At 61.0% G+C, this 23,788-nt stretch carries 22 protein-coding genes and 1 tRNA gene; 10 read left to right on the top strand and 13 right to left on the bottom strand.

Features of this window, described 5'->3' with window-relative positions:
- Positions 1-22: 22 nt before the first annotated feature.
- The 4 genes from N2600_RS19025 to N2600_RS19010 all read right to left on the bottom strand — a co-directional run bounded on the left by N2600_RS19025 (position 23) and on the right by N2600_RS19010 (position 7,577).
- A complete protein-coding gene (locus N2600_RS19025; protein WP_260297127.1) occupies positions 23-3,349 on the bottom strand; it encodes a transglutaminase family protein in 3,327 nt (1,108 codons plus the stop codon).
- A 103-nt stretch (positions 3,350-3,452) separates the two neighbouring features.
- The gene (locus N2600_RS19020; RefSeq protein ID WP_162116958.1) at positions 3,453-4,835 is read right to left on the bottom strand and encodes a sensor histidine kinase; all 1,383 of its coding nucleotides are present in this window, start codon (positions 4,833-4,835) and stop codon (positions 3,453-3,455) included.
- The gene (locus N2600_RS19015; RefSeq protein ID WP_003552771.1) at positions 4,832-5,509 is read right to left on the bottom strand and encodes a response regulator; all 678 of its coding nucleotides are present in this window, start codon (positions 5,507-5,509) and stop codon (positions 4,832-4,834) included. The genes N2600_RS19020 and N2600_RS19015 overlap by 4 nt, the downstream gene beginning before the upstream one ends.
- A gap of 199 nt (positions 5,510-5,708) precedes the next feature.
- Entirely contained in the window at positions 5,709-7,577 is a 1,869-nt protein-coding gene (locus tag N2600_RS19010) for an adenylate/guanylate cyclase domain-containing protein (RefSeq protein WP_260297126.1), read from the bottom strand.
- 435 nt (positions 7,578-8,012) lie between these two features.
- Between N2600_RS19010 and N2600_RS19005 the strand changes: the two genes are divergently transcribed.
- The 7 genes from N2600_RS19005 to N2600_RS18975 all read left to right on the top strand — a co-directional run bounded on the left by N2600_RS19005 (position 8,013) and on the right by N2600_RS18975 (position 14,288).
- The gene (locus N2600_RS19005; protein ID WP_260297125.1) at positions 8,013-8,882 is read left to right on the top strand and encodes an ornithine carbamoyltransferase; all 870 of its coding nucleotides are present in this window, start codon (positions 8,013-8,015) and stop codon (positions 8,880-8,882) included.
- Between the two features lie 70 nt (positions 8,883-8,952).
- Entirely contained in the window at positions 8,953-9,465 is a 513-nt protein-coding gene (locus tag N2600_RS19000; protein WP_162116961.1) for a GNAT family N-acetyltransferase, read from the top strand.
- 88 nt (positions 9,466-9,553) lie between these two features.
- Positions 9,554-10,600 carry an ABC transporter substrate-binding protein gene (locus tag N2600_RS18995; protein WP_260297124.1) on the top strand — a complete coding sequence of 349 codons (1,047 nt, stop codon included), beginning with the start codon at positions 9,554-9,556 and terminating at the stop codon, positions 10,598-10,600.
- Between the two features lie 254 nt (positions 10,601-10,854).
- Positions 10,855-11,799, top strand: a complete 945-nt coding sequence (locus tag N2600_RS18990) for a Bug family tripartite tricarboxylate transporter substrate binding protein (protein ID WP_222384552.1) — start codon at positions 10,855-10,857, stop codon at positions 11,797-11,799.
- Positions 11,796-12,287, top strand: coding sequence for a tripartite tricarboxylate transporter TctB family protein (locus tag N2600_RS18985; RefSeq protein ID WP_017967878.1), 492 nt, complete (start codon positions 11,796-11,798; stop codon positions 12,285-12,287). The genes N2600_RS18990 and N2600_RS18985 overlap by 4 nt, the downstream gene beginning before the upstream one ends.
- 88 nt (positions 12,288-12,375) lie before the next feature.
- On the top strand, positions 12,376-13,893 hold the full coding sequence (locus N2600_RS18980; protein WP_026154542.1) for a tripartite tricarboxylate transporter permease: 1,518 nt from the start codon (positions 12,376-12,378) through the stop codon (positions 13,891-13,893).
- A gap of 224 nt (positions 13,894-14,117) precedes the next feature.
- On the top strand, positions 14,118-14,288 hold the full coding sequence (locus N2600_RS18975; RefSeq protein ID WP_170277084.1) for a hypothetical protein: 171 nt from the start codon (positions 14,118-14,120) through the stop codon (positions 14,286-14,288).
- 106 nt (positions 14,289-14,394) lie between these two features.
- Here N2600_RS18975 and N2600_RS18970 read toward each other — a convergent pair whose 3' ends face one another.
- A complete protein-coding gene (locus N2600_RS18970; RefSeq protein ID WP_003552752.1) occupies positions 14,395-15,486 on the bottom strand; it encodes a DUF475 domain-containing protein in 1,092 nt (363 codons plus the stop codon).
- 353 nt (positions 15,487-15,839) lie between these two features.
- Here N2600_RS18970 and N2600_RS18965 point away from each other — a divergent pair, with 353 nt between their 5' ends.
- The 3 genes from N2600_RS18965 to N2600_RS18955 all read left to right on the top strand — a co-directional run bounded on the left by N2600_RS18965 (position 15,840) and on the right by N2600_RS18955 (position 17,375).
- Positions 15,840-16,085, top strand: a complete 246-nt coding sequence (locus tag N2600_RS18965; RefSeq protein ID WP_162116967.1) for a hypothetical protein — start codon at positions 15,840-15,842, stop codon at positions 16,083-16,085.
- Between the two features lie 61 nt (positions 16,086-16,146).
- Positions 16,147-16,323 (top strand): hypothetical protein, encoded by a 177-nt coding sequence (locus N2600_RS18960; RefSeq protein WP_003552749.1) that lies wholly within the window; start codon positions 16,147-16,149, stop codon positions 16,321-16,323.
- A gap of 326 nt (positions 16,324-16,649) precedes the next feature.
- Positions 16,650-17,375 (top strand): hypothetical protein, encoded by a 726-nt coding sequence (locus N2600_RS18955; protein WP_170259823.1) that lies wholly within the window; start codon positions 16,650-16,652, stop codon positions 17,373-17,375.
- A gap of 6 nt (positions 17,376-17,381) precedes the next feature.
- Here N2600_RS18955 and N2600_RS18950 read toward each other — a convergent pair whose 3' ends face one another.
- The 8 genes from N2600_RS18950 to cpdR1 all read right to left on the bottom strand — a co-directional run bounded on the left by N2600_RS18950 (position 17,382) and on the right by cpdR1 (position 23,623).
- Positions 17,382-17,894 carry a hypothetical protein gene (locus N2600_RS18950; protein WP_170259822.1) on the bottom strand — a complete coding sequence of 171 codons (513 nt, stop codon included), beginning with the start codon at positions 17,892-17,894 and terminating at the stop codon, positions 17,382-17,384.
- A 425-nt stretch (positions 17,895-18,319) separates the two neighbouring features.
- Positions 18,320-19,360, bottom strand: coding sequence for a porin (locus N2600_RS18945; protein ID WP_260297123.1), 1,041 nt, complete (start codon positions 19,358-19,360; stop codon positions 18,320-18,322).
- 556 nt (positions 19,361-19,916) lie between these two features.
- Positions 19,917-20,114 (bottom strand): hypothetical protein, encoded by a 198-nt coding sequence (locus N2600_RS18940; RefSeq protein WP_003552742.1) that lies wholly within the window; start codon positions 20,112-20,114, stop codon positions 19,917-19,919.
- Between the two features lie 39 nt (positions 20,115-20,153).
- Positions 20,154-20,735, bottom strand: coding sequence for a hypothetical protein (locus N2600_RS18935; RefSeq protein WP_260109428.1), 582 nt, complete (start codon positions 20,733-20,735; stop codon positions 20,154-20,156).
- Between the two features lie 102 nt (positions 20,736-20,837).
- On the bottom strand, positions 20,838-21,029 hold the full coding sequence (locus N2600_RS18930) for a hypothetical protein (protein WP_170277093.1): 192 nt from the start codon (positions 21,027-21,029) through the stop codon (positions 20,838-20,840).
- Positions 21,030-21,691: 662 nt separating this feature from the next.
- The gene (locus tag N2600_RS18925; RefSeq protein WP_260109427.1) at positions 21,692-22,207 is read right to left on the bottom strand and encodes a hypothetical protein; all 516 of its coding nucleotides are present in this window, start codon (positions 22,205-22,207) and stop codon (positions 21,692-21,694) included.
- An 895-nt stretch (positions 22,208-23,102) separates the two neighbouring features.
- Positions 23,103-23,177 (bottom strand) — tRNA-Val (locus N2600_RS18920).
- A gap of 83 nt (positions 23,178-23,260) precedes the next feature.
- Positions 23,261-23,623, bottom strand: a complete 363-nt coding sequence (cpdR1, locus tag N2600_RS18915; protein WP_003542883.1) for a response regulator CpdR1 — start codon at positions 23,621-23,623, stop codon at positions 23,261-23,263.
- Positions 23,624-23,788: the final 165 nt, after the last annotated feature.

Below are 23,788 nucleotides of genomic sequence, written 5' to 3'. Positions count from 1 at the left end.
CCTAAGCCTCAAACCCTCGGCCTCAAACCCCGGCGGGCCGCCTCAGATCCAGCGTCAGCGGAAATTCCGGCGAACCCGTCTCGACGCGCGGAATGTATCCGCCCGCCGTATGCCCCCACGGCTCGAACCGGGTGAGCCGTCTTGCTTCCGCCTCGTTACCGTTGACCGGGAAGGTGTCATAGGTCCGGCCACCCGGATGGGCAACATGATAGATGCAGCCGCCGATCGAACGTTTGGACCATGTATCATAAATGTCAAAAGTCAAAGGTGTGTTGATCGGCAGGACGGGATGCAAGCCCGACGCCGGCTGCCACGCCTTGTAGCGGACGCCGGCGACCGACACGCCCGATGTGCCGGTGGGCGTCAGCGGCAGGGTGCGGCCATTGCAGGTGACGGTATAACGCGAGACGTTGTTGGTTTCGAGCCGCACCTGCAGGCGTTCGACGGAGCTGTCGACGTAGCGGGCGGTGCCGCCCGGCGCGCCTTCCTCGCCCATGACGTGCCAGGGCTCCAGCGCCTGGCGCAGCTCCAGCTTCGAGCCCTCGTATTCGACCTCGCCGCAGAAGGGGAAGCGAAATTCGAGCTGGGCCTTGAACCATTCCGGACTGACGTCGAAGCCGTTTTCGCGAAGATCGGCGAGCACGTCGAGGAAGTCGGCCCAGACGAAATGCGGCAGCATAAAACGATCGTGCAGGGTCGTGCCCCAGCGGACGAACTTGCCGTCGACCGGATTGACCCAGAAACGGGCGATCAGCGCGCGCACCAGCAATTGCTGGGCAAGCGACATGCGCGCGTTCGGCGGCATCTCGAAACCGCGGAACTCGATGAGGCCAAGCCGTCCTGTCGGGCCGTCGGGCGAGAACAGCTTGTCGATGCAGATCTCGGCGCGGTGGGTGTTGCCGGTGACGTCGGTCAGAAGATTGCGGAACAGGCGGTCGACGAGCCAGGGCAGCGGTTGCTGGCCACGGCCGGGGGCTCCGATCTGCGCCATGGCGATCTCCAGCTCGTAGAGGCTGTCGTGACGAGCCTCGTCGATACGCGGCGCCTGGCTGGTCGGGCCGATGAACATGCCGGAGAAGAGATAGGAGAGCGCGGGGTGACGCTGCCAGTGGAGGACGACGCTCTTTAAGAGATCGGGACGGCGCAGGAAGGGGCTGTTGTTCGGATTGGCGCTGCCGACGACGACATGGTTGCCGCCGCCGGTGCCGGTATGGCGACCATCGATCATGAACTTGTCGGCGCCGAGCCGGGTCGCGCGCGCCTCCTCGTAGATCGCCGTGGTGATGTCGACGCAGTCCTTCCAGTTGGAGGCCGGATGGATGTTGACCTCGATGACGCCGGGATCCGGGGCGACGCGGATGACGTTGATGCGCTCGTCCTGCGGCGGCGGATAGCCTTCGATATGGACGGGAAGCTTGAGCTCGGCGGCGGCGTTTTCGGCGGCGGCGATCAGCTCGAGATAATCCTCGATGCGCTCCACCGGCGGCATGAAGATGCAGAGCCTGCCGTCGCGCGGCTCAACCGACATGGCGGTGCGTACGGCGCCGCGAAGCTCGCCGAGCGTCTGTTCGATCCGGCCGCGATTGCTCTCGTCGGCATGGAAGGAGGCTTCCGGCATGGCCCGACCGGCCGGTACGAAGACGTCAGGCAGCGGTCCCCGCGGGATCGTCGGATCGGCGGGGTGGATATAGGGGTAACGCGCCGGGGGAACATAGGGCAGCGTGCCGAGCGGCAGGCGGTATCCGATCGGACTGTCGCCCGGGACGAGGAAGATCTTGCCGCGGCGGGTGCGCCATTTCTCGCTGACCCAGACCCGTGTTTCGGCTGCCTTGGCGTTCCATGCCTGAACCGGAAGGACGTAACCGGTCGGGGTCGTGAGGCCGCGGGCGAAGACGCGAGCGATACGGCTGCGCTCCTCGGGATCCTTCAGCTTCGAATTCGACGGATCGACATTTTCGGGAAGGCTGCCTTCCTTGATGATCCAGTCGGCCGGATCTTCATAGGCCGGCTGCACCATGTCGGGCTTGATCGCCAGTTCCTTTGCGATCGCCGTCAGGAGCTTTTCGGCATCCTCGGCTTTGACGCCGGTATCCTTGCCTTCGGCGGCGACCAGATCGAGATTCTGCCAGACCGGCTTGCCGTCGCGGCGCCAGTAAAGCGAGAAGGTCCAGCGCGGCAGGCTTTCGCCCGGATACCATTTGCCCTGGCCATAATGCAGGAAACCGCCGGGGGCGAAGCGTTCATGCAGCTTGCGGATCAGGATGTCGGCCTTTTCGCGCTTGGTCGGGCCGACGGCGGCGGTGTTCCACTCCTCGGACTGGAAGTCGTCGATCGAAACGAAGGTCGGCTCGCCGCCCATCGTCAGATGCACGTCCTCGGCTTCGAGGACGCTGTCGACCTTCTCGCCGAGTTCGTTGAGCTCCTCCCAGCTTTCATCGGAAAAGGGCTTGGTGATGCGCGGGTGCTCGGCGACGCGCGAGACCTTCATGTCGAAGGCGAATTCGGTTTCGGCCTCGCCAAAATAACCGCCGGAGATCGGAGCGGCGTTGCGATAATGCGGCGTGGCGGCAAGCGGGATGTGGCTTTCGCCGGTCAGCAGGCCGGACGTCGGATCGAGGCCAACCCAGCCGGCGCCGGGCAGATAGACCTCCGCCCAGGCATGCAGGTCAGTGAAATCGACTTCGGTGCCGGAGGGGCCGTCGAGCGCCTTCAGGTCCGGCGTCAGCTGGATGAGATAACCGGAGACGAAGCGGGCGGCGAGGCCGAGATGGCGAAGGATCTGGACGAGCAGCCAGCTGGTGTCGCGGCAGGAGCCCTTGGCAGTTTCCAGCGTTTCTTCCGGCGTCTGCACGCCGGTTTCCATGCGGATGACATAGCCGATCTGCCGCTGCAAGCGGGCATTCAGGCCGACGATCATATCGACCGTCGGCTGGTCGGGCGACCAGTCGAGCGTCGGCAGCAGCGCCTTCAGGCGCGGACCGGCCGGCTCCGGCGTCATGTAGATCGACAGATCCTCCTGGATCGTTTCAGGGTATCCGAAGGGCCACTTGGTCGCCTCTTCCTCGACGAAGAAGTCGAAGGGATTGTAGACCGTCATGTCGGCGACGAGATCGACCTCGATCTTGAATTCGGTCACAGGGTCCGGAAAGACATAGCGGGCAAGGTAGTTGCCGTAAGGGTCCTGCTGCAGGTTGACGAAATGGTTGGCGGGCGTGACCTTCAGCGAGTGGCTGAGCACCCGTGTCTTCGAATGCGAGGCAGGTTTCAGCCGGATGATCTGTGGGCCGAGGCGGACCGGCTTGTCATAGGTGTAATGCGTCAGATGATAGATGCTGGCTTTGATCGACATATTTCTCTTTTTATCCGGCTCGCATCGTCGTGCGGCTTGCTGTTCCCGAAAATCAGTGTGTGCAATGCAGCGAAAGAAAGCAAGGCGGAAAGGCAGGCAGCTTTTATGCCGCCTTGGCAAAGGTGACAGCCGCCTTCAGGCCCTTGCCGCCGGTGCCCGGCTCCAGCGTCAGCGCGGCATTGAAAAGATTGGCGATTTCTTCGACGATCGGCAGGCCGAGGCCGGCACCGGGCGCACCGGAATCATTGCCGCGCGAAAAACGCCGGCGCACTGCTTCCAGCTTCTCGCGCGGAATGCCGGGGCCATTGTCCTCGACTTCGAGGCGGATTGTCTCCGAGGCGGCGATGATCCGGACGGTGACCTCAGCTCCCTTGCCGGCATAGGCGATGGCATTGCCGGCAAGGTTGCGCAGCATTTCGCCGATCAGCAGCGGCTCGGCGCGGACCATCGCCGGGCTCTCGCCCTCGAAGCCGAGATCGATGCCGGCGACGGCGGCCGTCGGGATCTGTTCGCCGGTGATCTCCTGGGCAATGGCGGCGAGATCGATGGCGGAGGCGGTCAGCGCCTCCTTGGCGGTGGCGGCGTCGATCTTGGCCATCAGGAGAAGCTGGGCGAGGATGCGTTCGGCATGTGCGACCGCCTGGTCTCCCTTCAGTGCTGCCGCCTGGGCCTCATCGAGCGAGCCGGCGCGGGCGGAAAGGGCGAGCTGAGTGCGGATGATCGCCAGCGGCGTGCGCAGCTGATGGCTGGCATTGCCGGTGAAATGGCGGAGCGCATCGAGCGCCGATTGCAGGCGGACCATGAAGGAATTCACCGTATCGACCAGCGGCTCGACCTCGCTCGGTACGGTCTGCTTGATCGGATGCAGATCATCGGGGCTGCGTTCGCCGATGGCGTCGCCGAGCTTGTAGAGCGGGCGGAGCGCCACCGTGACCGAGATCCAGACGATGACGGCCGCGCCCGCGATCATGAAGGCGAGGCGGAGTGCGGAGCGGACAAGGATTGCCCGCGCCAACTGCCGGCGGGCGATGGCGGTTTCAGCCACCGTCACGACGAAGGGCACGGAGCGGATTCCTGTCGATGCCGAACGTTCAAGTGTGGCGACGCGGATCGGTTCGCCGCGGAAGGTGTTGTCGGCGAAGGAGGCGGCATCGCCCGGCGTCTTCTTCAGGACCGGCAAGGACTGGTAGCCGGTGATGAATCGGCCCGGCGGGCCGTCGACGCGGTAGAAGACGCGATCCTGCGCGGCCGAGGTCAGCATCTCGAGTGCGACATAGGGGATATCGACCTGCAGCGTGCCATCCTCGGCGACGACGACGCGCTCGGCGATTGCCAACGCGGAACCGGCGAGGACGCGGTCGGAGACGATATTGGAAGTCTGGACCGCCTCGCGGTAGGTATCGGCGAGTGCCAGCGTGCCGATGACGGCTGTCGAGACCAGCAGCCAGAAGAGCAGCCGGCGTCTGAGGGAATAGGCGGCTTTCATGAGGCCTCGGGCAGCTTGTCGAGATAATAGCCGATCCCGCGAGCAGTCTTCACGGTCAGTCCGTGCGGCGACAGGCGCTTTCGTAGGCGGCTGACATATTGCTCGATGGCGTTTGCGGAAATGTCGTCGTCGAAGGCCGTCAGCGATTGAATGATCGCCTCCTTGGCGACGACCTTGCCGGCCCGCATGAAGAGGATTTCGAGCAGGCCGAGCTCGCGGGCGGGAATATCGAGGGGCGTGGCGCCCGATGAAAAGGTGCGGGAATTGAGATCGAAGGAGATGCCGCCGAAGCTGACGGTCGCCGAGCGCAGCCCGGCCTGGCGGCGCAGCAATACGCGCACGCGGGCTTCGAATTCGGCGATGTCGAAGGGCTTGATCAGATAGTCGTCGGCACCGAGATCGAGGCCCTTCACCCGTTCTTCCGGCGTGCCGCGCGCGGTCAGGATGAGAACGGCCGCCTGGTTCTGCCGGGCGCGCATGGCGCGCAGCACGTCGAGCCCGTCCATCTCGGGCAGGTTGAGGTCGAGGATCACCAGATCGAAACTTTCCGCGGCGATGACCGCATCGGCAGACGCCCCGTCATGGACGACATCGACAGCATGGCCCGTGCCGCGCAAGATCGCCGACAGGCCATCGGCCAGCGCGATATTGTCTTCGGTGAGCAGGATGCGCACGGATGTTTCCCCTGTTTTTCAAAGGAGATTACAGAGGTGAAGGAGGGATGTCACAGCGATTTTGAAGCTTACAGCGCCGCGCGCCTTATCAGCCGCGCAAAGGGCGCTGTAACACTTTGAATCTACGCAACGTGCTTTCCGAAAATCGATTGCGATTTTCGGGCCGATGCGCCAGTGAACGGCCGGGAAACGGTCGACCTCAGCTCCCGGTCCTTTCGATCCGCTCGCGCTGCGTCATCGCGGCGGCGAGGAGTTTCTGGAAGCGGGGATCGTCGCGGATGTTGTCGAGGTCGGAATCATTATCGAACCATTTGATATGGTAGACGGAGCTGTTCGGCAGCAGCTTCTGCAGCAGATCAATCGCTTGGTCGACGTCGCCGAGGACGGAGTAGACGCAGGCGAGATTGTACTGCGCGACGATGTCGTCGGGATCGATGGCGATCGCACGAGCCGCCCAGTCGCGTGCCCTTGCCGCATCGCCGAGATGGGCAAGCGCCAGCGCGCCGCGATGGGCCGGGCCGGAATTTTCCGGATTGAGGTTGAGGGCGCGTTCGGCGCGGAGCAGGCCGAGGCGCGCCCAGTTTTCCGTATCCAGCACCCGGCCGAGCGAGCGGTAGGCGGACATCAGATGGATCGGCGAGACGTAATCATCCGGGCGGATTGCGGCGGCGCGGGTGAAATATTGCACGGATTCGGCGAAGTTGCCGCGCATGAAGAAGAACCGGGCATAGTGGAAATTCGCCTCGAAGAGATTCGGGTCGAGCGCCAGGGCACGCTCGAAGGCCGCCGCCGCCCTGTCGTCGTAGCCGCTCTGGTGCAGGGCGAGACCATGGGAGGCGTGGGCTTCGGGAAGGTCAGGATCGAGCTCCAGGGCGCGGGCGCTCATGTCGAGGATCCGCCTCAGCGGCACGTCATCAGGCGCCCAATCGCGGATCGCCGCGTCGCAATCGGCGATGCCGGCATAGGCGCGCGCATAATCCGGATCGAGCTCGACCGCCTTGCAGAACATGCGCCTTGCGAGCTGCAGATAAGATTTGGTCCAGGTGTGGGAGAGCTGGCGGCCCCTGAGATAGTAGGTATAGGCCTCGACATTGGTGGTTGGCTCATTGGCGATCGCCTTCTTCTCTTCCGGCAGCAGGCGCACCTTCAGCTGGCCGACGATCGCATGGGTGATCTCGTCCTGGATGGCGAAGATGTCGGTCATGTCGCGGTCGTAACGCTCGGCCCAGAGATGGTCGCCATTGGCGGTGTCGATCAACTGACCGGAAATGCGCACCCGATTGCCGACGATGCGCACACTTCCCTCGAGCACGTAGCGCACGCCAAGCTCCTGAGCCAGCCGCTTCACCTTCACCGATATGCCCTTGTAGGTGAAGATGGTATTGCGCGGCACGACGTGCAGGCTGGAGATCTTGGAGAGATCGGTGATGATGTCTTCGGTGATGCCGTCGGAGAAATAATCCTGGTCGGCATCACCGCTCATATTGGTGAAGGGAAGCACCGCGATGAAGCAGGTGTTGCGGTTCTGCGCGACCAATCTGGCGGAGGAAGGCGGTGCCAAGCTGACGGTATAGACCTGAACGGGCTGCCGGATGTTCTTCAGCATATGTTCGCCGATGAATTCGAAGCCGAGATTGAGGCGCGAGCCGACCTGATCGCGCACCGAGGCCGACACGGCGATGCCGCCCGGCGTTGCGATGCGCTCGAGCCTGGCGGCGAGATTGACCCCATCTCCGAATATGTCGCCGTTCTCGACAACGACGTCGCCGAGATTGATGCCGATGCGGAATTCAACGCGTTCGTCCTTGGGCACGTTCTCGTTGCGGGCCGCCATGCTGCGCTGGATTTCGGCGGCACAGGCGACCGCATTCACCACGCTCTGGAATTCGGCAAGGATGCCATCGCCGGTGAGTTTGACGATCCGGCCCTTGTAATCGGAAATGCGAATGTCGACCAGCTCGCAGCGATGGCGGTTCAGCGCCTGCAGGGTGCCGGATTCATCGATGCCCATCAGTCGGCTGTAGCCGACGACATCCGCAGCGAGAATAGCGCTCAGTCGTCGTTCCATGACCCCTCCATGGATCTTCCCAGATTAACCTAGCTATTTATAGAGTTTTTGTCGCATAGAGTCGTCCCCCGAAAAAGAAATTCGGGCGGTTTCGACGTCTTTACGCGGCAGCGGACCGTATAAACCCCGTTGATCTTCATCAATACTCTAAAAGGGTGAAGGATGGAACCGATCCCTAATCCTTTATGATGAAAGGACAATTCACATCGGAGAAAAACGGAATGTTCTGCTTTGGTCGACAGTTTCTGAATCGGCGTCATAAAACCAATCGCCGAGCGATTTAAGGCTTGAACCGGAGCTGGAGGCATAGCCTGAAAGACGAATCGGGAGGGAATCAAAAACCGGATGAAATGGTGATTTGCGCTTGCCTCAACTGTTGCCGTGAGGTGGGGGCTGGTTATTGTGGCGACGGTTTCAAGCGCAACGAGGGTAGGAATGACAGGTCCGGTCCGGAATTTTCTGGAGTTTCGTGATATTCCGGAGGCTGGGCTTCGGTCGATCATGGGTCGCGCCGGTGAGCTTGCCAAAGCCTGGGACGAGCGCACGATGCCGCAGAGCCTTGCGGGCAAACGCGTCGCGCTGATTGTCGATGATGGCGGCTGGCGCAATACGACCGCCTTCGATCTCGGCATCCAGGCGATGGGCGGTATCTGCGTGCACGTGCCGATCGGCTTCAATGCCAGGGAGGACACCGGCGATCTCTCGGGTTATCTTGGCAACTGGTTCGACATGGTGGTGATCCGCACGAAGGAATTTGCGACGTTGAAGGCGGTGGCCGCAGCCTCGCCGGTGCCTGTCATCAATGCGCGCACACGCTCCAACCACCCCTGCGAGACGCTCGGCGACCTTGCCTATATCAAGAGCCGGCGCGGCTCGATCGATGGGTTGAAGGTCGCCGGCGTGGCGGCGGACGCCAATATCTTCCGCTCCTGGGTCGAAGCGTCGATTGCGCTGCCGATCGAGGTGGTCCAAGTCCATCCCGAACGCTGGCACGTCCGAGACAGCGCGTTGCTCAATGGGCGCTTCCGCGCGAGCACCGACATGGGCGAGCTACCGGATGCCGAGGTCGTCATCACCGATTCATGGCCGAGTGACGTCGCGGGGGAGGCGCTCGCCGGCTACCGGATTGGGACCGACGTGCTCGATCGTTTGCGGGAGGATGCGATCTTCCTGCCGTGCCCGCCGGTTACGCGCGGCCAGGAGGTGACGGCTGGGGCGATGGAGCATCCGCTTTGCCAAAGTCGCGCCGCCAAGGCCTTTCTGCTGCACGCGCAGAATGCGTTGATGGAGTGGATCCTCGCCTAGTTCCGGCCTTCGATCTCCACTGCGCAGAATGTTCATGATAAAATCGGCGAGGGATCGGGAGGTTTGACAGATGGTGGGACTAACGGTCGAACTCGCTGACAGCGAGACGGAGATGATCGCCGTACGGGGCCTCTGCCGATCATTCCGGCAATGGCTCTATGACAATTACCCCCAGCATCGGCCAGTGATCGATCTCTATTACAGTCCGCAAAAATTCGAGGCGCTGCTCGTCGACCTGCCGCAGATTCACGCAAGGCCGAAGGGCGCGATCTTCCTGGCGCGGATCGATGGAGAGCCTGTCGGCTGCGTCATGCATCACGCGCAGGCGCCTGACATTGCCGAGATGAAAAGGCTTTTCGTCTCGGCCGCCGCTCGCGGTCGTGGTGTTGCCGTCGCGCTCTGCGAGGCATCGATCGCCCAGGCGAGAGCTGACGGCTATCACTCGATGCGGCTTGATACCGGCATTTTTCAGACGGCAGCGCAGGGGCTCTATCGCCGCCTCGGCTTCCGGGAGCGGGATGCTTATTATCCGGTTCCGCCGGAGCTCCAGCAGATCCTGCTCTTCTTCGAGCGGGAACTGTGATCCCGTCAGGCACCGCGTGCCGCCTCGGCCGCGCCTTGCTCCTCCCGGCGCGCTCAGGCATTGTTGCTGCATGAGGAGAGTTTTCATCTTGCTGCTGGCGTTCTGGCCGGGTTTTGCCCTGGCGGATCAGGCCTTCTATCCGGCAAAATCGGGCAATGCCGATGCGCCGGTGCTGACGGTTTATTCCTCGCTCGACGAACCGTTGGCGCGGCCGATGATCCGGGGTTTTCAGGCGGCCAATCCCGACGTCGCGGTCAAATACGAGGACATGCTGACGGGCGACATCTACGACCGGATCGTCCGGGAGACGGATGCCGGCAAGAAGACGGCGGACTTCGCCTTTTCCTCGGCGATGGACCTGCAGGTGAAGCTTTCCAACGACGGCTATGCGCAGATCAGCAACCTGCCGATGAGTGCGCCATGGCCGAAATGGGCGAACTGGCGTAACACCGCCTATGCGCTCACCTTCGAGCCGGCGGTGTTCGTCTATCACAAGCCGAGCTTCGCGCATGAGCCGGTGCCGAGCTCTCGGGCTGAATTCGTCGATTATCTGAAGCGCAAGGGCAACGATGTTCATGGGCGGATCGGTACCTACGATATCGAGCGCTCCGGCGTCGGCTTTCTTTTCATGGCGCGCGACCAGGAGCAGTTCGGCGACATCTGGTCGGTGATCGGGGCGATGGGGGCTGCCGGCGTCAAGCTTTATTCGACGAGTTCGGCGATCCTCGAACGTGTTGCCGACGGGCGCGTCGTGCTCGGCTACAATATTCTCGGCTCCTATGCTGCCGACTGGGCCTCGCGCTATCCCGATGTCGGCATCGTGCTGCCGAAAGATTATACGGTGGTGATGTCGCGGATCGGCCTGGTGCCGCAGGCCGCCGCCGAGCCGGAGCTCGGGCGGCGTTACCTGACCTTCTTCATGTCGAGGGAAGGGCAGACGATCATGGCGCGCGAGCTGCAGATCCCGGCCGTGAGCCCCGAGGTGGCAGGGGAAAATACCGCCAATACGCTGCAGGAACTGCTCGGTGCCCAACTGCGGCCGGTGCCTGTCAGCCCCGGGTTGATGGTCTATCTCGACCAGGTGAAGCGGGCGCGGCTGATCGCGCACTGGAACGAGGTTCTGCGGATGCAGTGAAGGCGGGATTTGGACCGGCACCTGCCAATTACGGCAAAAAAGTGTCCGCTGCTTCTGGATATCTCGCCGATGTCAGCTAGATGACAGGTTGTTGTGGTCGCTTTGGCTACTTCTTCTCCGTGGAGGCGGAGAGCTGAAGCCTTGGGAGGTATTCCGCTCGTCATTCAGGATCCTTGCGTCCGCTGGCCGGCCATTCCTCCCGATTCCCTTGAGAATAACAGGCGGTCTGCTCAGCCGCCGACGGAGGACACATCGTGAAGCATACGTTCATCGCAACCCTTTTTGCAGCGACCATCGCGCTGCCGGCCTATGCGGCCGACTACACCATCATCGCGCCGGCCGCTCCTGGCGGCGGCTGGGACCAGACGGCCCGTTCGCTGCAGACCGCGCTGCAGCAGGAGAAGATCTCCGGCAACGTGCAGGTCCAGAACGTCCCCGGCGCCGGCGGCACCATCGGCCTTGCGCAGTTCAGCAGCCAGGCTGCCGGCAACCCGAATTCGCTGATCGTCGGCGGCTATGTCATGGTCGGCGCGATCCTCACCAACAAATCGCCGGTTACGCTCAAGGACGTCACGCCGATCGCCCGTCTGACCGGCGAGTATGAGGCCGTCGTCGTTCCTGCTGCATCCGAGATCAAGACCATGGCTGATCTCGTTGCGGCGCTGAAGAAGGATCCGGGTGCGGTTTCCTGGGGTGGCGGTTCGGCCGGCGGCACCGACCATATCACCGTCGGCTTGATCGCCAAGGCTTCCGGCGTCGATCCGACCAAGATCAACTATGTCGCCTTCTCCGGCGGCGGTGAAGCGCTCGCCGCCATTCTCGGCGGCCAGGTCACGGCCGGCGTCTCGAGCTATAGCGAGTTCGAATCGCAGGTGAAGTCAGGCACGCTTCGTCTTCTCGCAGTCTCCAGCGATAAGCGCATCGACGGCGTCGATGCCCCAACACTGAAGGAAGCCGGCACCGACGTCACCATCCAGAACTGGCGAATGGTCGCCGCTGCCGCAGGCCTGACGGCAGAGCAGGTCGCAGCCATCACCGCCGATTTCGAGAAGCTGCATACCTCCGCCACCTGGCAGGAAACCCTGAAGACCAAGGGCTGGGCCGACACCTATCTGTCCGGCGATGCCTTCAAGGCGCAGCTCGAGAAGGATGTCTCGGCCACTGAAAGCATACTCAAAGACATCGGACTTGTTCAATGAGCGAGGATAACACCTCCTCGGCAACAATACGCCGCCCTGATTGGGCGGCGTTCATCATTGCCGTTTTCCTCTTCGTCGTCGCCGGCGTGATGGCCTGGGATGCCTTGCATCTGAAAACGATCGCGCAGTACGACCGCATAGGTCCTGCGACAGTGCCTCAAGTGGTGGCGTTCGGCCTCTTCTGTCTCGGGATCTGGACCGCCTTCGAAGCCTGGCGCGGCGATTTTCCCGAACGTGACCGGCAGGAAGTCGCACCCGTCATCTGGATCGTCGCCGGTCTTGCCGGCCAGATGCTGCTTTTGCGCGTCGCCGGTTTCTCGATCGCGACCGGCATTCTCTTCGCGCTGACGGCACGCGGCTTCGGCAAGCGTAAGCTCTGGATCTCGCTGCCGCTTGGCATCGTCATCAGCTTCGTCGTCTGGGCGATCTTCTCGCAGCTGCTGCAACTGACGCTGCCGGCCGGCCCGCTCGAACATCTGTTCTTCTGACCGCGCCGACGCGCTGTCAGCTGTTTTGATTTTGCGCGGCGCCTGACCCCGAAATCGGATGGTCGGGAACGCCGCTTGGGACACCAAGATGAACACATTCGAATTCCTATGGCAGGGTATCCTGGTTGCGATGCAGCCGATGAACCTGGTTTATGCGCTGGTCGGCGTGACGCTCGGCACCGCCGTCGGCGTGCTTCCCGGCATCGGCCCGGCACTTACCGTGGCGCTGCTGCTGCCCGTCACCTACAAGCTCGATCCCGGCGGCTCGCTGATCATGTTCGCCGGAATCTATTACGGCGGCATGTATGGCGGCTCGACGACCTCGATCCTGCTCAATACGCCGGGCGAAAGCGCCTCGATCGTCACCGCGCTCGAGGGTAACAAGATGGCGCGCGCCGGGCGCGGCGGACCGGCGCTGGCGACAGCGGCAATCGGCTCCTTCGTCGCCGGGCTGATCGCCACGCTCGGGCTCGCCTTCATCGCGCCTTACATCGTCAAGCTGGCGCTGGTCTTCGGGCCGCGCGAATATTTCGCGCTGATGGTGCTTGCCTTCGTCACCGTCTCCTCGGCGTTCGGCGACTCCGCCTTGCGAGGCCTGACCTCGCTGTTCATCGGTTTCGCGCTCGCCATGGTCGGCATCGACCAGCAGACGGGGCAGGCCAGGCTTTCCTTCGGCATCCCCGACCTGCTCGATGGTGTCGAGGTGACGACGCTGGCTGTGGCGATGTTTGCGATCGGCGAAACGCTTTATATCGCCGCGCAGGGCAACCGGGTCGCGGAGAAAATCGAGGCGGTCAAGGGTTCGCTCTGGATGACCGCTGAGGACTGGGCGCGCTCGTGGAAGCCGTGGCTGCGGGGCACGTTGATCGGGTTTCCGATCGGCGCGATGCCGGCGGGCGGCGCTGAAATCGGCACCTTCCTCTCCTATGCAACCGAAAAGCGGCTGGCGAAGAACCCGGAAGAGTTCGGCCATGGCGCGATCGAAGGCGTGGCCGGTCCCGAGGCGGCGAACAACGCCTCGGCCGCCGGCACGCTGGTGCCGCTTCTGACGCTCGGCCTGCCGACGACGGCAACGGCGGCGATCATGCTTGCCGGCTTTCAGCAATACGGCTTGCAGCCGGGACCGCTGCTGTTTGCCACCAATCCGCAGCTCGTCTGGGGGCTGATCGCCAGCCTGCTCATCGCCAATGCGATGCTCTTGGTGTTGAACCTGCCGATGATCGGGCTCTGGGTAAAGCTGCTGACCATTCCGAAGCCATGGCTCTATGCAGGCATCCTGCTGTTTGCGACGCTCGGGACGATCGGCGCCAATCCGTCGGTGTTCGAGCTCGGCATGCTGCTCGCCTTCGGTGTGCTCGGTTATGTGATGCGGCTGTTCGGCTATCCGATCGCGCCAGCCGTCGTCGGCCTGATCCTCGGCCCGCTTGCCGAACAGCAGCTGCGCCGGGCGCTGGCGATCAGTCAGGGCGACGTCACGACGCTGGTGATGTCGCCGATCGCGGCGGGCCTGCTCATCGTTGCAGCCGCCGCCTTCCTCATCCCGTTGATCCTGCGGCTGCGCGGCAGGGGACAGGTGCTCTCGCAACTGGCGGCAAACGAAGACTAGCGCATCGGCCCGAAAATCGGAATCAATTTTCGGAAAGCGCGTGGCGCAGATTTCAAAGTGCTAGAGCAAGAAAAAGACCACCCACCCCCGCCTTGAGGCCGGCCACGGAGACATGCGCCGGCCTCCTGTTTTTTGCATGGCTGCGGTGATTTTCTGAGCATTGTTGATGTGTATGCGCGATGCCATCTGCGCGTAGTCAATCATTGAGCAAGAGGAAAAGGACAATGTCCGCACTCCGCAATTCAATCCGCACTGGTTTCTTTGGCCGCGCATTTGCCGTCCTTGGGGCTGCAAACGCCGTCAGCGCTGCTGTCGAAGCAGGTCGCCGCCCGCGCGCTAACGATCTCACGAGGCTCGGCATCGACCCGGCCTCCTTCGAGCACGTCACCCGCTAAGACCTTCAAGTCATGCATGAATGAATTAGCCCGCAACCGGATGGTCGCGGGCTTTGTTTTTATCCCAAGGGGGGTGCAACAGCGCGACGCCCTGTGACACCCGACGTCAGGCTTGAAGCTCTTTCCGCTGGGCGTCGTGATCCTCCACCTTTTCGCGCCTGTTGTGGCGGATGGACGACCAAAGGGACAGGCCGATCAAGGCCGCGCCGCCGAGCCCGGTGATAACCTCGGGGATGTGGACCAGGGTCTGCGCATACATGATCACCGAGAGGATCAGGATGGCGTAGAAGGCGCCATGTTCGAGATAGCGATATTCGGCAAGCGTTCCCTTCTCCACCAGCATGATCGTCATCGAGCGTACATACATGGCGCCGATGCCGAGGCCGATTGCGATGACGAAGAGGTTCTGCGTCAGCGCAAAGGCGCCGATGACGCCGTCGAAGGAGAAGCTGGCGTCCAGCACCTCCAGATAGATGAAGGCGCCGAGGCCGCCCTTGGCGGCAGCGCTCATCGTCTGCTGCGAGGCGTCGAGCAGACCGCCGACTACCTCGACTGCGAGGAAGGTGAGCAGGCCGTAGATGGCGCAATGGACGAAGACGGTGGCTTCCTCGCCACCGATCAGCCAGGAAAAAACCAGCATCAGCGCCAGCACGAAGGCGATCTCGATGCCCTTGATGGTGGCCGAACGCGCCATCATCTTTTCAAGTCCGCCGATCCAGTGCACCTGCTTCTCGTGATTGAAGAAGTAGTTGAGGCCGACCATCATCAGGAAGGTGCCCCCGAAGGCTGCGATCGGCAGATGCGCGTCGTTCATGATGCGGGCATATTCGGCCGGCTCCCGTGCGGCAAGCACCAGAGCATCCCAGGGACCGATCTGGGCCGCGATCGCGACGATTGCCAGCGGGAAGACGATGCGCATGCCGAAGACGGCGATGATGATGCCCCAGGTGAGGAAGCGCTTCTGCCAGACCGGCGTCATCTCCTTCAGCTTGTTGGCGTTGACGATGGCATTGTCGAAGGAAAGCGATATCTCCAGCACTGCAAGCACTGTGCAGATGAAGAAGACGGTCGCCATGCCGCCGATCGTGCCGGTCGTCTGCCAGCCGAGCACCGCGCCGAGAACGAGGCCGATGGCGGTGACGATGAAAGCCCAGCGGAAATAGCTGAGCGAAGATTTATGGGTCACGGACTGGTTCACGGCCGCACCTCGCGGCCGCAAATTGCATCGAAGCGGGCTGAAATATTGGAAAAACGCGAGATGCCACAAGGGGCATGCGGGTCAGGCATGGTGAGTCTGTTCATTGATGAAAAATCCGCCGGCTAAGCTGCAGGCGGTACCGACATCACGAGAGCGCCGTAAAAACTCTCGCCAGAGGGGCCCGGCACCAAAGTTCCCCCGTCAGCCGATGTCTGGAAGGCTGCGGGATAGGCTCTAGGTAATGAGCTTCCCCGGCCAGTCAAGGCTGGTCGCCACACCGGGATTGGGTAATTTTTTTGGAACCATCCTGATGCCTGCCCGTTAGGCACTGTTGAGCTTAAAAAAGGAGGCCGATGATGCACACTTCGACCCATATTCCAGATAAACGCACGGAGGCGTCCGACCGCATGAAGCGGGCGAAGCCAAACCGCATGCAGAAGGCGCAGGTGCTGCCGCCGCATCAGGTCGATCTGACGCTGACGCCCGGCGTCTATCACGACATTCACGTGCCGGCCCATGTTAGCGGTGCCGATCTTTCCAAGGGTGGTCCCGACATTAAGGCCCCCGGCGTGAAAGCCAATGCAGAGACCAAGAAATAACGGCTATTCCGGATGCCTCTTTGGCGCGCTGACGCTAGATCTAAAACAGGATGAGAAACATATGACGATCAACTTTGTGCCCCGCGAGATCTTCATCCGGCACGAAAATGAATGGCAGGCTGTCCGCGAGGCGGCGGACGAGCGCGTCAATATCGGCAAACGCCAGAAGCCGCTCTCGTGCATTGCCGGCACGGCATCGGTTGGGAAAAACGATCCTTCGGCCGCACGCTCCGAATAACCAACCAGTCACGCTGGCGTTAGCGACGTTAGCGCCCGGCATGATGCCGGGCAGTCGCGTGCCTCACGCTCGAAGCCGATCAGCTCGCCGAAGACGTTCCATGGATTTTCCCCAGAGGAATTTTTCGCTGGCCAAAATCTGGGCGTGGAATTTGTTCAGCTTTTCCCCTCATGCGTTTAAGCAGGCGCACTGGCCCCACCGATGCACCTCGGCGCTTCCATGTTATTGGAGGGGAAGATCGGCCAACCATGCATCATCCTGTCGCCGCGCCAACCTTTCGGAAAGGATTGGGCAGCGATAATCCTGGCCTCACGGGAATCGGACAGATGGCCAAGACAGCGACACGCGGCCGCCGCAAGGCGCCAGCCAGAGGAAAGAGCAAAGCGCGCAGCAGCGGTGGCGGATTGCTGCCCTGGGCGGTGATCGGCATTGCCGCGTTCGGCGGCATCGTCGCCCACGACCATTGGAAGAGCATCCAGCCGATGCTTGCAAGGCAATCGCCGTCGATCACGCCGGAAACGGCGGAGCCGAGGCCCGTCGTCAGGAAGGACGTGCCGCCGAAGCAGGTGGCGCTTGCCGCCCCCATGCCCAAAACCGCAGCGTCGGTGCCTCAGTCGCAGCCGCTGCCGCCAGCCGCGATCCCGACGCCGATGATCCAACCGATAAAGACAGTGCCGTCCCCGGCCTTGCCTGCCGTTTCGGAAACCGGGGCGGTCGCCTTCGGCTATTGCGGGCAGGGCGCGCATATCAATTGCGTCGGCGACGGTGGTGTCTTCTGGTACAAGGGCGAGAAGATCGTGATTGCCGACATGGCAAGCCCCGTAGTCGATCAGGCGCGCTGTGACGGCGAGCGCCGGGTGGCCTTCGCCGCCAAGTCGCGGCTGCTGGCGCTTCTGAACGCCGGGCCCTTCACCATGAATGCCGCGGGCAAGAGCGAGCCCTCTGGCGCGCCGCGCGTCGTCTCGCGCGACGGGCGCTCTTTCGGCGCGCAGCTGATCAATGAGGGACTGGCACGCAAGCCAGGGGCTGTCGGCAGCGCCTGGTGCGCCTGAGAGCGGCTACTTACCCTTCTTCACCAGCTTGCCGCCGGTGCGGAAGCTGCCAGTGAAGGAAGAATCCTTGCTTTCGGCGGTGCATTCGATCGCGATCGGCTGGCCGGCATAGGGATTGCCGAAGGTGCAGAAGCCGGCGACCTTGACCTCTCCGGTCATCTTGTTGCCGACACCGGTGGTGACGAGGCTGAGCGGCAGGCGGGCATTGCCGTTGGAGGCGGGCTTGATGCCGCTGCCGTCGCCCTGGAAGCCGAGCGCCTTGCCGTCTGAAGTGAAGATGAAGGTCACCAAGCCATTGGCCAGCGTGACGCTGGCAAGCTCGTTCTTGCAGCCCTTGGTGGCGTCGAATTTGGCGACGACCAGCTTGGCGCATTTGCCGGAAAGCGTAATGACGCCGGGAGCACCGGGAAAGGTCTCGGCAGGTGCGGCCGGCGCGGCAGAGGCCGGCAAGGCGAGGGCAATGGAAAAAATTGCGGCAGCGGCAAGCACGGATAACTTCATTTCGATCTCAAACCCCATGTCGTGGCGAGGCGAATCACAACCTCACCCTCGGTCCGCCATGGCATGGTTCTGTGTCCGAATTTGGCTCCGCTATTCCTGAAGCACAAAAATTTCACCGGCCACCAGGCTGGCTCGGCGATCGGCGGCAGATGAGTGAAAAGTTGGTTGAGCTTGCCGGTTGCAAGATCCGGCAATGGCATAGGCTGCAGGACATCGGCAACGAACCGATGTGACACGACAGTGGCAAGGAACTGATCGAGCGTGCCGTCGTGGACGCACTTCTGGTCAAGGGGAATGGGCCCAGGCAGGGAAGTCCAGGCCCATTCGTTCCCGATCGGAGGTCAGTCAGATCAGGAATTTGTAGCTGCCGGATAATTAGAACAGGATTCAGATTTTAGGCCGACCCGGCCTAAAATCATCCTATTCCAGCCGGCAGCCCTTTATCAGAACGCGCGCTGCAGGCGGAAGAAGCCCGAGGTGACGTCGTCAGCATCTTCCGGATCGAGGTACTGAATCGAAATCTTCGTGGAGAGGTTCTCGACGATCTGGTAGTCGATCGTCACGCCGGCCTTCCAGGCATCGCCGTCGTTGAACTCGCCGGCAGTGACGCCGTAGTCGCCGTAGTACTGAACACCAGGGGTAATCTTCAGCTTGTCAGTCGCCTTGATGGCGTATTCAGCAGCGACCGCCCATTCAGCCTTGTTGTAGTAGGCGTTCGGGTTGGTCGCGTAGACAACTGCGAGGCCGAGCGTGCCCGGACCAACAGCAACCGTACCCATTGCGCGGACGGCACCTTCTTCGTTGTCGGTGTCGTAACCGGCAGTGATCTGGTAGCTGAAGGCACCAGCCTTGCCGCCGAGACCAACTGCAACGCCGAAGTTGTTAGCGGTTTCGCCATCATAGAACGGGCTGTCTTCCAGTTCGTCGACGCTGATGCCAGCATAGAAGTCGCTGGTTTCGTACTGATAACGGATCGAGTTATGCAGCGTTACCGGCGAACCGATATCGTCCGTTTCGCCGGAGAGGCCATCGTCCCACCAGCTGTAGAACAGACCGGCGCGGAAACCGGCGATGTCGAGGTATGCGGAGTCCAGCTGGGCCTTCTGGGCCGTAGCGTTGTCAGCATTGAACTGCATGACGATAACGCCGGTCAGCGGACCATATTCGGTGTCGCTCTTGGCCGTGAACTGGACCTGGCCACGCGTGCGGGCATCCCAGTCCGAGTCGTTGGGGACAGAACCACCGCCGGCAGCGCCGATCGAGCTGGCGTGCGGAGCAACGTCAACCTGGAAACGGATGTAACCGTTGATCTTGAGGCAGGTTTCGGTGCCCGGGATATAGAAGTAGCCGGTGCCGTAAGCGTCGCAGACGCGAACATATTCAACCGGTTCCGGCTCGGCAGCAACGATAGCGTCAGCAGCCTGAGCGCCGGATACTGCTGCAAGCGCAGCAGCGGAGCCGAGAAGAAGGCTCTTGATGTTCATGGAATAACCTCCAGTTCAGATGCAGAAGGATGAAGACCGTTGCCATCGGCAGTCCCTACATGTCTTCACCCCGTGTGACCGAAGCGGCACCTTTTTGGCTCGGTGCCTGCCTCGCCGCGGAAGTTACATAGGGGATGTTGCACTGCAACGACATTGTCGATCGTGACAGCAGGCTGGCACAGCTATGTTGCTGAAATCACACGCATTTTGTCATAAACTCGTCATCTATCCGTCACAAAACCGCGCCTCAGGATGCGTGAGCAACGAGGGGCTGAACTTCGGTGGCGGTATACAATTGATGATCGCGTGAGCATGTCCTCATGTGCGAACGCGCCGTCACTGCAATTGCACGAATCGGCAAAGAGCCGACAACCGCCATGGTTTGCCAGGACATGTGGATTTCGTGCCACGGGTTCTCACTGGCCGTGATCGACGAATGTCGCCTCGGCGAGAAGCGAAGAAGATCTGGCACGCACTTTTGCTGGAATTGCTCTATTCGCCTTTTTCACCAGCTTGCCGGCGGCCGCTCAGGCGTCGAACGGGGAGAGCAATCGTCTCACTCGGGATTTTTGAAATCGTCCCAGAGGATTGCTGCCCCGGCCGCGAAAATGGTGATCGGTATCAGCCAAAGCTTGATGCTAATGGGTTCGACGACATGAAACAGCATATAACCGAAACCGAAGAAGCCAGCCCCAACCAGGGTGAGGCCGAGGATTATGGATATTGCTTTACGTGTCCGCGTCCGTTGCGTCATGCCTTTCCAGATGACAGAAGACCGAAATGTTCTTCCTTTTCAGGGTTTCGGCGGCGGTGGAAGCGGGCTCCCTGCCCCCAACAAAGACACCAGGGCCAACAGACCGTAGATTACAGTCGCCATGCCAAGGATCAGCAGCGCTAGACCGATCACATTGAACCACATGGGAAACTGCCGCGTCGGCAGCATCATAAATGGTTTGGCGATACTGTTCTTGCTTCGAACATTGATTATCTCTGGCAAGGGCCCAGTTGACAAAAGGGCCACGGAGAAAAACTCCTTGCCCGCAAGCGTCGGCACCTTCAGCGAAAACCTTCCATTGGGAAGATGAGCCTCCGAATATTCACGCGGGTTCCAAATTTCAAAATGCTGCGGCTCCCAATTGAATACAATTTCGATCTCCTCGACTGCGGCGCGGCCGGTGTTGATCACCCAGATCTCCAGTGTATTAATCAAAAGCTGCGTCCCATTCGGACCTGCATTCGGAAGCAGGAACGAATGTTGATGCCTGTTAGCCCACCTCAAACGTCCTTTCGCCAGCGCGAACTGCGTCAACACAATGGTCACGATTGTTATTATCGCTGTCTGTGCAAACGGTGAGCTGAGAATTTTCAACAGCACTGTGACGGCTCTTTCTCGACAGGGTCATGGGCCGATCCCGCCGAGACTTTTTTGTTTCGGCGGGGCGGTGTTTAAGCAAGGGGATTTGGTAAATCACCCGGCCTAGTGAAGATCGCGCTTTTCCCGAGCGATCCGCTCGCTACCAGGATGGCGCTTACCCTTCAGCACTTCGTTGACGCGTCCCTGATTGACGCCGAAGCGGAAGGCGATCTCATGCTGATACTCGCCGTTCCAGCTGTGCAGCCATACCTGTACGGCGTCGTCGAGGGTGAGACTGTGGTGTGTATGCTTCATTTTCGGGTTTCCTACTGGTTAAGAAACCTCGATCAGCTTGACAGGTCATCCTCCCCAAGTATCCTTGGGATTGTTAAGGGGTGAGCCGCTTTGCCGATCGAGGCATTCGGTTTATTCGACACGAGGCCGGGGTTGCACCCCCGGCCTTTTTCGCGCCCTGCTCGCCCGATTGGCGATCAGTGACGAAAGTAAAGTTTGAAACCGCTGATTCCGTCAAGGGGTTGAAAATAACTCCTGTGGAACGGGTGCATGCGATAAGCATCTGCACCAAATGGGTTTTTCCCCATCCACAATTAAAAGCTGTTTAAAAACATGGCCTTCTCCCTGAAACACTAAGGCCATGAAAAGACTTGCGAAAACCGGCCGTTGACCTGCTGCTTTCCATATAATCCACAGTTTGCACTTGTCGGCGGCCGCATTTAGTGGGCGCGACTTAGAATCGCGACGGCGCGTTTCGGCAAAAGTCCATCACAAGATTTGTCGGAAGTGATTCTCTGGGTGAAGGCTGTTGATAGTCAATAGATCCCCATCGACGACGGCAACGAGGCAAGCTTCGCCCGTTCCCGCCGGATAGTTCCGGCGGCATCTGCTGGCGCAAAGGGGGCGGGGGGCGCGATAGTCGCGACTGCCTTTTGCGGGTGGTTCGGAAGATCTGCGCTGACCTAGGAAAAGCGCAAGGCTGCCCATTCCAGGAAACGACCGGCGTCGCCACCCCAAACGATCAAGAATAATGTGAAAAGGAAAACGGCGCCTGTAAGCAGCAGCAAAATCATCGCCGGATAGCTATAGGCCATGAACACTTTTGCCGATTTTTCAAATCGGTCGAAGCGATTCATTATGTACTCTTTTGGGTATTGGAGCTGATAGCGGTAAAAATCGACGTCGTCGTGATTGATGGAATACTTCTGCAGCACCGCGTCGTAGCGATGTGAAAGAGTTGAAAATAACTCCTGTGTAACATTGTCACCGGCAAAACGAAGTTCGCGGCGGATCTCCTGAATCTCCAGTGAACCGCGTGACCGCTTGCGTAAGATAGCACCGATGACGCCAAGAGTAGCACCGACAGAGCCGTCGAAAACAGGTTTGTGATCGGCTGCGAAGCCGCCGAGGCTCCCATGAGCGATGGTCCGACAGACAGCAATATCAGGTATGCGGAAGAGAACGACGTGAGCGGTCATGCGCTTATCGATATATGCTCGAGGCGCTTTGCCGCTTTGAAGCGCGCCCCAGCCGTCGCTTTGAGCGAACGGTTGAAATCCGTAATCGTGTCACTCATGCTCTGGCCTTCGTTGCGATAGTTGGAGCGTTTTTTGCTGCGCAAAGGGGGCAGGGGAGGTAGGCTTTCAGCCTGAGTTGTTTCTTGCCAGGCCCAAGCCGTATCGTGTGGCGATGGTCTCTATCTACTTAAGCAGCGCCTCGTCGTATACCGGATCAGCCGGCTTCCGCATTGGTTCGGGATCAGGGAATGGCACGTCCGCGGCGTTCCTGGCCGCCGGCTCGCGGTGCGGCTTGCCGGGAAGATCGATAGACGAGTCGTCAAGACAGGAACGGCGGGGCGGGAGCTGGAAACACTTGGTGCCGCCCTCAGTTTCGCTCTCAAGGAAAAGAAGCTGGTTATCGGTACCAGTCTTTCTTCCGCAAAAATCAGCGGCGCGTGAGCGTTGGCTTACACGCTCGGAGGGCCCCGGTTTGTTTACCGGCGTGCTCGGCATCACGGCAACGAACCTTCGATATCGAAACGCGAAAATCGGCGATTGGGGCAGGCTCTTTCGCCCCTCCTGCCACGTCGCCAGACTTATCCTGATCAGCCTCTATTCGGACACCAGGTATGAGGCAATCCTCAAGCATACTTGCATCACGTGGATGATAGAGGGCAGGGTTCCGATCTGGGAAGTTACCGGCTTCTCCGGAGCCTCCTAGAAGATCATCCGCAGCGTCTATGGGCATCACCATCCTGAGCACCTATCCGCTGCAAAGCCGCGGTTTCGTGGGCGTTAATTGGGCGAGGCTATGAAGAACGGAAAAACAGCAATCAGCTACTTTTCTAATCCCCCTGCGGGGCAGGAGATCGGATGGTGGGCGTGACAGGGATTGAACCTGTGACCCCTACGATGTCAACGTAGTGCTCTCCCGCTGAGCTACACGCCCATCCGATGGCGGCGCATAGATCACAAAACCTTCGGAGCCGTCAATAGGCTTTTTCAGTTTTGTGACGCGCTGCTCGTCACGCCTTATGCGGCAAGCATTTTGTTGACCTCATCGACGAGGTCGCGCAGGTGGAAAGGCTTGGAAAGGACCTTGGCATCCTTCGGCGCCTTCGAATCAGGGTTCAGCGCCACGGCGGCAAAACCGGTGATGAACATTACCTTCAGGTCGGGGTCGAGTTCGGTGGCGCGGCGCGCCAGCTCGATGCCATCCATCTCGGGCATGACGATATCGGTCAGCAGCAGGGAAAACGGCTCCTCGCGCAGCCGGTCATAGGCGCTGGCGCCATTGTCGTAGGAAAGGACCTTGTAGCCGGCCTTTTCGAGCGCTTTCACCAGGAAGCGGCGCATGTCGTTATCGTCTTCGGCGAGAAGTATCTTCTGAGTCATCAATCCAGACCGCGATCCATAAGTTTTTGGTGGGCTACCAGCCGTTTACACTAGTCTTTACCCGGTAAACAACCGGTGAATTGCCTGTGCCTGACCGCCATCCCTTCTACATAGTATGGACTTGCGGCCGGGCAACTGGCAACATGGGCAAAGCAGTCAGTTCAT

It is taken from the genome of Rhizobium sp. WSM1274, assembly GCF_025200775.1.
GTDB classification, from domain to species: Bacteria; Pseudomonadota; Alphaproteobacteria; order Rhizobiales; family Rhizobiaceae; genus Rhizobium; species Rhizobium leguminosarum_I.
The sequence above is the reverse complement of the archived record's forward strand: the minus strand, read 5'-3'. Positions and strand labels throughout refer to the sequence as shown.